Here is a 9,433-nt window from a genome sequence, read left to right as displayed (position 1 = left end):
GACGAGGGCGGCCGCGGGCTCCAGCTGGTCTCCGCGATCTCCCATCGCTGGGGCACCCGCTACACCGACACCGGCAAGTGCATCTGGACCGAACAGCCCCTCCAGCCCGCGCAGCCCGCCCTCTAGGAGGATCTCGCTCCCAAGGCGTCGAGCCTCTCCCGCACGTGCTTCGCCTTCTCGGTGCGGTGCTGGTCCTGGTAGATGGCGAGGGCCTGGCCCCAGGCCCGGGCGGCTTCGCCGTCCTGGCCGAGGGCGTGGTGGGTGTCGCCGAGGTGGAAGAGCGTGTCGGCCTCCTGGCTGGCGTTGCCGGTCTCCCGCCGCAGCGTCAGGGCCTCGCGATAGTAGTCGAGGGCCCGGGTGTGACGGCCGGTGTGGTGGGCGATGTAGCCGAGACTGTCGAGGGTCGCCGCCTCGCCGTTGCGGTCGCCATGGCTGCGGAGCAGGGCCAGCGCCTGCTCGCAGCACTCCCGGGCCCTGGCGAAGTCGCCGAGCATCGCGGTGCCCCACCCCAGGGAGTTGAGCGCGTTGGCCTCCCCCATGGCGTCGTCGATGTCCCTGTACAGCCGCAGGGCGTGCTCCAGATGGACCAGCGCCTGCGCGGGCTCCTCCCGGTGGCCCCACGCCAGCCCGAGCGTATGGCGGACATGGGCCTGGCCGGCGATGTCTCCCGACTGCTCGTACAGGGCGAGGGCTTCGGCGAAATGGGACAGCGACTCCGCGTGGAGCCCTGCCCGGGTGCAGGCGCGGCCGAGCAGCTGGTGGACCATGGCATGGGCGGTCGCATCGGCCACGTGTTCGACGGCGCCGGACGCCAGGCGCCAGGCCGCGACACAGTTCTGGAGCAGGTTGTGGCCCAGGTGGAAGGTGTCGAGCGTCCAGGCCAGCTGCCATACGGCGCCATGAAGACCGTACTCGGCGGCCAGCCGCTGGGCGGCGAGCGCGCAGGCGTGCTCGGCCTTGAACCAGGCCTGGGCCGCCGCCACGTCCGCCAGGGCGTCCGTCAGGCAACCGGGAGCGGGCGGCTCCATCCGGATGGCGCTGCGCCGGCGCGGGGAGAGCAGGCGGTCGGCGGCGTACGACGTGTGCAGGTAGAAGTCCACGAGACGGCGCACGGCGGCGGCCCGGGCATCCGCGCTCAGGTCGAGGCGGGCGCGGTCGATGGCGTAGAGGCGGACGAGATCGTGCATCCGATACCGGCCGGGAACGTGCTGATCCAGCAGATGGGCGGTTTCCAGGGTGCGCAGCAGCGTACGCGTGTGTGCCACCGGGCGGCCGATGAGGCTGGCGACGGCCAGCAGGCTCGTGTCCGGGCCCGACACGAGGCCCAGATGGGCGAAGGTCTCGGCCGCCTCGGGGGCCAGCACGCGATAGGAGGAGCCGAAGACCTCCCGCAGGTCGGTGCTCAGCTCGTCGGTCTGCAGGGCGTCCAACCGGGTGGGCTCCGCCTGGAGCTCGTCCGCCAGCGCGGTGAGGGGAAGGCCGGCGTTGATGATGGCCCGCGCCGCGACGATCCCGAGGGCCAGCGGCAGTCCCGCGCACGTCTTGATGATGCCGTCCACCGCCTCGCGTTCGGCCGCCATGCGGTCCTGGCCCAGGCGGCGTCTCAGCAGCTGGCCGGCCTGCGCGTCGGAGAGCGGCGCGAGCCGCAGCAGGTGGGCGCCCTCGGCCGCGATCAGGCCGGTGAGCGCGGTCCGGCCGGTCACCAGGGTGAGGGCCTCCGGAGACGGGGGCAGCAGTGGGCGCACCTGGTCCGGATCGCGGGCGTTGTCCAGGAGGACGAGCACCCGCCGGCCGGCCAGCAGACTCCGGTAGAGCCCGATCTGCTCGCCGAAGGTGGAGGGCATCCGGTGGTGGGGCACGTGGAGGAACCCGAGCAGGATCCGCACCGCCTCCGACGGTGTCATGGGCGTCGCGCCGGGGCTGAAGCCCCGCAGGTCCACGTAGAGCTGGCCGTCGGGAAAGCGGTCGCGTGCCGTGTGGGCCCAGTGGGCGGCGAGCGCGGTCTTCCCGACCCCGCCGGTGCCGGTGATCACGCAGGTCGTGGCGGTGCGCGGCGGGGTCTCGTCCGGGAGCGGGAGGAGCCCGTCCAGCTCGAACAGCTCGGCTTCCCTGCCGCTGAAATGCTTGACGTCCGAGGGGAGCCGGCAGACCGGCGTCCACGGTGCGGGCTCGCTCACCGGCGTGGTGCCGGCCAGGATGGCGGCCTGCAGCTGCTGGAGCTCCTCGCCGGGCTCCAGGCCCAGCTCGTCGGTGAGCACCGAGCGGGCGTGCTGGAAGGCCTCCAGCGCCTTGTCCCGCTGTCCCGCTCGCGAGTGCGCGAGCATGAGCAGCCGCCACGCGCGCTCGCGCAACGGCTGCTCGGCGACGAACGCGCGGAGGTCCTCGATCACCTCCGCGGGCCGGCCGAGGGCGAGCTTCGCTTCGGCCCAGTCCAGCCTGACCACGGCCAGCCGCTCTTCCAGCTCGGTCACGCGGGCGAGCATGTGACCGGAGAGCTTGGTGCCTTCGGCGGGTTTGCCCCGCCACATCCCCAGAGCCCTCTCGAACTGGGCGACGGCGGCGCGGACGTCGCCCGCCTCGGACTCTTTCCGCGCCAGCCGGATCGCCTGTTCGAACTGGAGGAGGTCCACCTCCTCGGCGTGCGCCTCGAAGGTGTAGCCCGTTTCCCTGGTGAGCAGCCGCGTGTCGAGCGACAGGCTCCTGCGGAGCTGGCCGATGTAGGTCTGCAGGTTGGGGATGGCGGAGGGAGGGGGGTTTTCCCACAGGGCCTCCACCAGCCGCTCCCGGGACACCAGCGTGTTGACGTTGAGCAGCAGACTGGCGAGGACGGCGCGCGGCTTGCCGCTGAGATGCACCTGCCTGCCATCGGCCCAGCTCACCCGTACCGGGCCCAAGATTGCAAAGGTCGCGTCGACCATGACCCGCTCCTCGCCTGTAGTGGCTCTGTAGCGTGCTTGTGGCACCAGCGCCGATTGTGACCCAGCGGGCATTCATGGTCGAGAGGGACAGGCCGGAAAGATCTTTCCGGCCTGTCGCCAACGGTCAGCTCGCGCTGCAGGAGACCGTCGGCCAGGTCTGGTTGCCGTTGTGCTGGATCGTCACGCCCCAGTTGTTGCCGTTGCCGTTGGGCCTGGCGGTCAGCACCTGGGCGCTGGGGTAACCGGCGGTGATGTTCCAGGTAGCGATGATCTTCGCCGGGGACGGCACGTTCATCGTCACGGTCCAGTTGCTGGAGCCGCTGACGGCGACGTTGAGGTTGTACCGGTCGCTCCACTGCTGCCCCGCGGACAACGACGCGGTGCAGCCGCCGCCGGGGTTGCCGCCGCCTCCGCCGCCGGAGGAGCCGTCCAGGGTGATGTTGGAGTTTCCGCTGCTCTGATATCCCTCTGTCGCGAGGATCATGTAATCGTGGCTGCCCAGGCTCATGCCGTAGCGGGCCCATGCGTCGAAATGGTTGCCGGCGGTGATGGTGCCGCCTGTCTTCTTCGACTGCCGGACGCTCCAATATTGGTTGAAGGTTCTCGTGCCTTCGATGGAGGGGGCGTTGTACCGCGTCGTCTGGTAGACGTCGTACGTGCCGCCGTCGCTGGTCACGGTGCCCTTGTACGTGCCCGTGGGCCGGTAGGTGCCCCAGTTGTCGACGACGTAATACTCCACGAGCGGATTTCTCGTCCAGCCGTAGAGGGCCAGATAGGCGTTGCCGGACGGGTTGAAGCTGCCCGAGTAGTTCACGGTCCTGCGTCCGCCGGGGTTCCAGCCCTTACCGGCGACGAAATTGCCGGTGTTGCTCCATGAGGTGCTGTAATTGCCGCCGGATCCGAGGTTCATGGACACCGACCCGGCTCTGTCGGTCCAGAACGAATAGAAGTAGCCGTTGTTGGTGCCGGTCTGGTTGGAGGTTATGGGGGCCGCGTTGGCGATGCCGGGCGGCATCACGATGGCGACGACCAGCGCCACGACCAAGGCGCAGGCACGGCGGATGAGCATGTGTCTCCTCCTTGCGATGGTTCCGAAATTATCGGCTTTCGATCGAAAGTATCGGCACCGCTTTACAGAGCTGTCAACGAGCCCTGTCAGCAGCCAGGCCCGAGGGAGCCATTCGGCCTGGTCAGCGAATGAGATGCGCCGGTGAAAGTTTCGCGCACGTTCCGAAACGACGGTTTATTCGATGGAGGCGTGTTTCTTGCCGCTTGTACAGTGACTGCGGCCGAGCGGGGGGAGGGATCATGCGCGTGCACTATCCGCGTACCCCTCACCTGCCCTGGTCGCCCGGTGCGACCCCGGACGACGTGCGCGCGGGCGACCTGTCCGGGCTGCGCGGGCGCGAGGTCGTGGTCACCGAGAAGCTCGACGGGGAGAACACCACCCTGTACGCCGACGGGATGCACGCCAGGTCGCTGGACTCGGCCCACCATCCGTCCCGGGCGTGGGTGAAGGCTCTGCAGGGGCGGATCGGCGGACGGATCCCCGCGGGGTGGCGCGTGTGCGGGGAGAACCTGTACGCCCGGCACTCCATCGCGTACCAGGGGCTGGAGAGCTGGTTCTACGGGTTCTCGGTCTGGGACGGCGATCGGTGCCTGGACTGGGACCGCACGGTCGGCTTCCTGCGCGGGCTGGGGGTCCCGGTGCCGCCGGTGCTGTGGCGCGGCGTCTTCGACGAGCGGGCGCTGCGGGGGTTGCGGCTGGACCCGGAGCGGCAGGAGGGCTACGTGGTGCGGGCCGCCGAGGGGTTCGGGCGGGCGGAGTTCGCGGGGCGGGTGGCCAAGTGGGTGCGGCCGCAGCACGTGCGGACGGACACGCACTGGATGCACGCCGCCGTCGTGCCGAACGCTCTGGGCCCGGCGGCGGCGCTGTGGTCGGTGCGCTCGGGCGCGGACCCCGACGTGAGCGCCCTGCTGGCCGCGGTGGACCTGCCCGGAACCGAAGGAGCGGCCCCGGAGGCGGTGGCCGAGGTGGTGGCGCGGCTGGACGCTATCGGCCGGTGTGGAGATGCCCGGCTGGCCGGGGTGCTGGCCGTGGTGGCGCACGCCGTGCCGCGGGCCACGTTGGCGGCGCGGCTGGCGGGGCCGCTGGGCATGCGGTCGGCGCGGCGGGTCGCGGACCTGGTCGGGCTGCACGGTGCGCTGCACCGCCCGTACCCGGACGAGGAGCGGCGGGCCGGGCTGGGGCGCATGGCGTTGGCCGCCGACCTGGGCGTGCTGCACGCCGTCGCGGCGGCCGTGCCGGCCGGGCGCGCGGACGACGAGCGCGACCAGGCCCGCGAGCAGGTCGAATGGTCGGCCCTACACGCCGAGGACGCCGGGCTGCTCGGCCCGGAGCCGCTGGAGACGTTCCGTGCCGGCCTGCGCGAGGCCCTGGCCGGACTCGGCCCGGAGGTGGCCGACCGGTGCTGGGCGGAGGCCCGCGACTCCTGGGCCAGGGGACGGATCTCGACGGTCGAGGAGGCCGTGGCGGCGACCTGGCGGTGGCGGTCCAGGCCGTTCCCCAGGCTGGTGCAGCTGGTCGGGCCGTCGGGCAGCGGGAAGAGCACGTTCGCGGCGGGTCTTTCGGGGATCGACGCGTACCTGTCGCTGGACGACCTGCGCCAGGCCCGGGGCTCGCGGGCGGACCAGCGGGCCAACCGGGAGGTGCTCGGCGAGGGGCTCGACCGGCTCGACGCCGCCCTGGCCGCCGGCGGCACCGTGGTGTGGGACGCCACCTCGCTCAACCAGCACCAGCGTTCCCTCGTCCACGCCGTGGCGCGCCGCCGAGACGCGCTGACCACGCACGCGGTCGTGCTGGTGGAGGAGGACGAGCTGCACCGGCGCAACGCCCGCCGCCCCCATCCGGTGCCCGCGCACGTGCTGGCCGCGCAGGCGCGCCGGTTCGTCCCGCCGTATCCCGGGCAGGCCCACCGCACCTGGTACGTCGGGGCGCGCGGCACCGTCGACGATGTGGACGGGACCTTGGAGGCGTGATGCGTACCAGTGAGGAGATCTACCACCGGATCCGCTGGGACCCGCGGTTCGACCCGTCCCGGTTCGTCCTGGGGGTCGGCCAGCGCAACGCTGCCCCCAAGCGCGTCGCGCTGCCCGCCTTCACCCCGGGAGGCGACATCCCCTGGCACCGGGTGCTGTTCGTCGAGGCGGACGGCGAGCTGGTCTGGGACCGCGCCACGGGCCTGGACCGCGTCGACACCTGCGAGGCCGGCCGGGCCCGCGACCCGCGCCGCCTGCGGCCGCCGTTCTTCACGGCCAGGACCCCGCATGCCTGGGATCCGGTGGACGGATGGCGCCCGGCCATCGGACGCGGGCGCGCCGGGCACCCGGCTCCGCGCGTGCTGACCTGGAACACGCTGTGGGACCGCTACGACAGCGATCTCCTCGACACGGCCCGGCGCCGTCGCCTGCTCCTCGCGGCCCTCGAGGCGGCCGACGCCGACGTCATCGCCTTGCAGGAGGTCGAGCCCGAGCTGGTGTCGATGCTGCTGGCGGCCCCCTGGGTACGCGCCGGCTACACCCTCGGCACCGACCCGTACGGCCCGGACATCGACGACAGCGGCCTGCTGCTGCTCAGCCGGCTGCCCGTACGGGAGGCGGCCCGGCACGAGCTCGGCCCGCACAAGTCGGTGGCCGCCATCGCCGTGGACACCGCCACCGGCGTCCTCGTCGTCGCCGCCACCCACCTGACCAGCGACCACTCCGGCGACGGCGCGGCCAGGCGGCGGGCCGAGCTGGCCAGGATCGCCGAAGGGCTGGCCGGTGTGGACGGCGATGTGATCCTGCTGGGCGACTTCAACGACGGCACGGACACCCCCGCGTCCGCGCTCGGCCTGCGCGACGCCTGGACGGAGGCGCACGGACCCGACCAGACCCCCACCTTCGACCCGGACGCCAATCCGCTGGCGGCGCTCGCCTCCCTGTCCGGCCGGGCCTCGCGCCTGGACCGGATCCTGCTGCGCGGCCGGCCTCGGGTGGTCTCGGCGGCCCTGCGCGGCGACACGCCCACCCCCGACGGGCTGTACGTCTCCGACCACTACGGGGTGGAGGCGGTCCTGGACCTCGAGGGTGCGGAGCCCGGCGGGGTGCTCGACGTGCCGCCGACGGCGCGGACGGCGGTGGCGTGGATACCGCCGCGGGAGCTGTGGCCGCCGATCCAGGCCGTCCGCCGCGCGCACGATCCGCAGATCGACCGCTGGCCGCCGCACGTCAACCTGCTCTTCGGTTTCGTGCCGGAGTCGGAGTTCGAGGCGGCGGCGTCCCTGGTGGCCGCGGCCGCCGCCGAGGTCGCGCCGTTCACCGCCAGGCTGGAAGGGGTGCGTACGTTCCGGCATCGCGACCACTCGACGGCCTGGCTCGACCCCGCCGCCGGCGACCCGGCGCCCTGGGCCCGCCTGCGCCGCGCGCTCGAACGGCGCTTCCCCCGCTGCGAGGGACGCCCCGAGGGCTTCACCCCGCACCTGACGCTCGGCCGTACGGACGACCCGATCCGGCTGGCCGGGATGACGGCGGAGGTGGGAGAGCTGGTGCTGCTGTCGCGCCGCGCGGACGAGCCCATGCGCCCCCGAGCGCGGGTCACCCTGGGCACGGGCGAGATCCACTGGATCGCCGAGCCCGTGACCGGCGGAAAGGAGCAACGCGACACCTCGACCGGCCGACAGGAGCAGCCCGACGGCTCGGCCGATCGGGTGGCCCGGCGGCTGGCGGAGGCGCTGCGGCCGGGTGTCGTGTCCGTCGCGGGATCCCGGCGCATGGGCTGCGAACTCCCCGGCGCGGACCTGGACCTGGTGGCCGCGCTGCCCGGCGAACCGGACATGGCCGAGGTCGAGGCCCGGGTGCGGACCGCGCTGCCCGACCTCGACCGGCTGCGCCAGGTGATCGGCGCGCGGGTGCCGGGCCTGCGGTTCCGTACGGACGGGCTGGAGGTGGACCTGACCGTGGTCCCCACCGGATCGCTGCCCCCCGAGCAGGCGCCGGCCCGCCGCGCCGAGCTGGGCGAGGCGGCCGCGATCGCCTTGAGCGCGGTCAGCGACGCGGACGCGATCCGCGCCGCCGTCGGCGGGCAGCACGACCGTTTCGTCCTGCTCGCCCGGCGGGTGAAGGCGTGGGCGCGGGCGCGCGGCCTGGACTCGGCCCCGTTCGGCGGGCTACCCGGCCTGGCCTGGACGGTCATGGCCGCGCACACCGTACGGGAGAGCGGCGACCTGCCCGCCGACGACCTGCTGAGCCTCTGCTTCAGTACCTGGGCCGCCTGGGACTGGCGAGACCCGATCGCCCTCGGCCCCGCCTCGCCCCAACCGGCCCCGATCGCGGTGATGACGCCCAGCGCCCCCGTACGCAACTGCGCCCGCCAGGTCACCCCCGGCGGCCTGGACCTGCTCACCCAGGAGCTCTACCAGGCATGGGAGCTCGTCGAGAGCGGCCGCTCGGCCGAACTGCCCGCACCGCCGCCCCTCCACCGGCGCCACGCGGCCTGGGCGGTCCTGACCGTGCGCTCGGACCGCCCTGAGGAGCTTGACGCGACGCTCGGCCGCGTCAGAGGGCGGATGCTGGACCTGCTCGCCGCCCTGGAAGAGGCCGGGTTGCGGGACGTCCACGCCTGGCCGCGCCCGTTCGAGTCCGGTCCTCGATCGGCCCGCTACGCCATCGGGCTGGGCCGCACTCCCCCGCAGGCCGCGCGGCTCGGCGAGATCACCGGCCGATGGGTCAGGGGCCTGCCGGGTGTCACGGTCGAACGGGCCGAGTGCGGCGCCGTACCGACCCTGACCTGACGGACGCCGGTCAGGTGGAGGAGCGCCTGCGGTACGCCCACCCGCCCACCGCGGCCAGCGCCACGACGCCCACCGCCACCAGGGCGGCCACCAGCACGCCGGTGCCCCCGTAGGGACCGGCGGACTCGGTGGCGGCGGACTTGGCAGCGGCGGACCCGGCTGAAGTCGACCCGGCCGCAGTCGACTCGGCGATGGCGGGCTCGGCGGCACCGGTGTGGCGGACCCGGGTGGGCGTGCCCAGGGCGGCGATCAGCTCCCGGGTGACCCCATTGCCGTCGTCACGCCGCAGCGGCCGGTCGCCGGCCGGCAGCGACGCGTTGCCCGAGCAGCTGGACGTGGTCAGCACCTCGTCACGCCCGCCGGCGAACACCAGGTGGCGGCTGCCCGCGGCGAAGTCGTACCCGCAGGCCGGCCCTTCGCTACGGGTGGAGACCTGGAACCACTCCCGCGCCTGCCCCTTGTAGACGTGGTCGGCGCGGAGGACGGCGACGACGTGCCCTCCGCCGCTCTCATCCGGGCTCACGCCGACCCGAGTCACCGTGCCGGCGAACACGGCGACCGCGCTCTCCATCTGATCTTGCGGGCCCCGTTCCACACACTGGCAGGCGGACGCCGTGCCGCCGGTGAACATGACCAGCCCTGCCACGAGCGCGAGCAGGGCGAGAACGCGTGATGTCATGCCCT

Annotated in this window: 5 protein-coding genes; 2 read left to right on the top strand and 3 right to left on the bottom strand. The window is 73.2% G+C overall.

All coding sequences use genetic code 11. The features are described from left to right. Window positions 1–122 precede the first annotated feature (122 nt). Window positions 123–2,918, bottom strand: coding sequence for a BTAD domain-containing putative transcriptional regulator (locus ACIHFD_RS62885; protein ID WP_397375109.1), 2,796 nt, complete (start codon window positions 2,916–2,918; stop codon window positions 123–125). 124 nt (window positions 2,919–3,042) lie between these two features. After that, window positions 3,043–3,987 carry a glycoside hydrolase family 11 protein gene (locus ACIHFD_RS62880; protein ID WP_397375108.1) on the bottom strand — a complete coding sequence of 315 codons (945 nt, stop codon included), beginning with the start codon at window positions 3,985–3,987 and terminating at the stop codon, window positions 3,043–3,045. Window positions 3,988–4,226: 239 nt separating this feature from the next. On the opposite strand from ACIHFD_RS62880, the gene ACIHFD_RS62875 reads away from it, so the two are divergent. Together ACIHFD_RS62875 and ACIHFD_RS62870 are read left to right on the top strand one after the other, a co-directional pair. Beyond that, on the top strand, window positions 4,227–5,957 hold the full coding sequence (locus tag ACIHFD_RS62875) for an RNA ligase family protein (RefSeq protein WP_397375107.1): 1,731 nt from the start codon (window positions 4,227–4,229) through the stop codon (window positions 5,955–5,957). Beyond that, entirely contained in the window at window positions 5,957–8,749 is a 2,793-nt protein-coding gene (locus tag ACIHFD_RS62870) for an RNA repair domain-containing protein (RefSeq protein ID WP_397375106.1), read from the top strand. The genes ACIHFD_RS62875 and ACIHFD_RS62870 overlap by 1 nt, the downstream gene beginning before the upstream one ends. 10 nt (window positions 8,750–8,759) lie before the next feature. Here ACIHFD_RS62870 and ACIHFD_RS62865 read toward each other — a convergent pair whose 3' ends face one another. After that, window positions 8,760–9,428 (bottom strand): hypothetical protein, encoded by a 669-nt coding sequence (locus ACIHFD_RS62865; RefSeq protein WP_397375105.1) that lies wholly within the window; start codon window positions 9,426–9,428, stop codon window positions 8,760–8,762. Window positions 9,429–9,433 lie beyond the last annotated feature (5 nt).

This window comes from Nonomuraea sp. NPDC051941, assembly GCF_044593615.1.
This window is presented reverse-complemented; position numbering and strand designations above follow the sequence as displayed.

Bases quoted from the DNA above. Each gene is read 5' to 3' on its own strand.
- ACIHFD_RS62885 (WP_397375109.1), bottom strand. From the start codon at position 2,918: ATGGTCGACGCGACCTTTGCAATCTTGGGCCCGGTACGGGTGAGCTGG.
- ACIHFD_RS62880 (WP_397375108.1), bottom strand. From the start codon at position 3,987: ATGCTCATCCGCCGTGCCTGCGCCTTGGTCGTGGCGCTGGTCGTCGCC.
- ACIHFD_RS62875 (WP_397375107.1), top strand. From the start codon at position 4,227: ATGCGCGTGCACTATCCGCGTACCCCTCACCTGCCCTGGTCGCCCGGT.
- ACIHFD_RS62870 (WP_397375106.1), top strand. From the start codon at position 5,957: ATGCGTACCAGTGAGGAGATCTACCACCGGATCCGCTGGGACCCGCGG.
- ACIHFD_RS62865 (WP_397375105.1), bottom strand. From the start codon at position 9,428: ATGACATCACGCGTTCTCGCCCTGCTCGCGCTCGTGGCAGGGCTGGTC.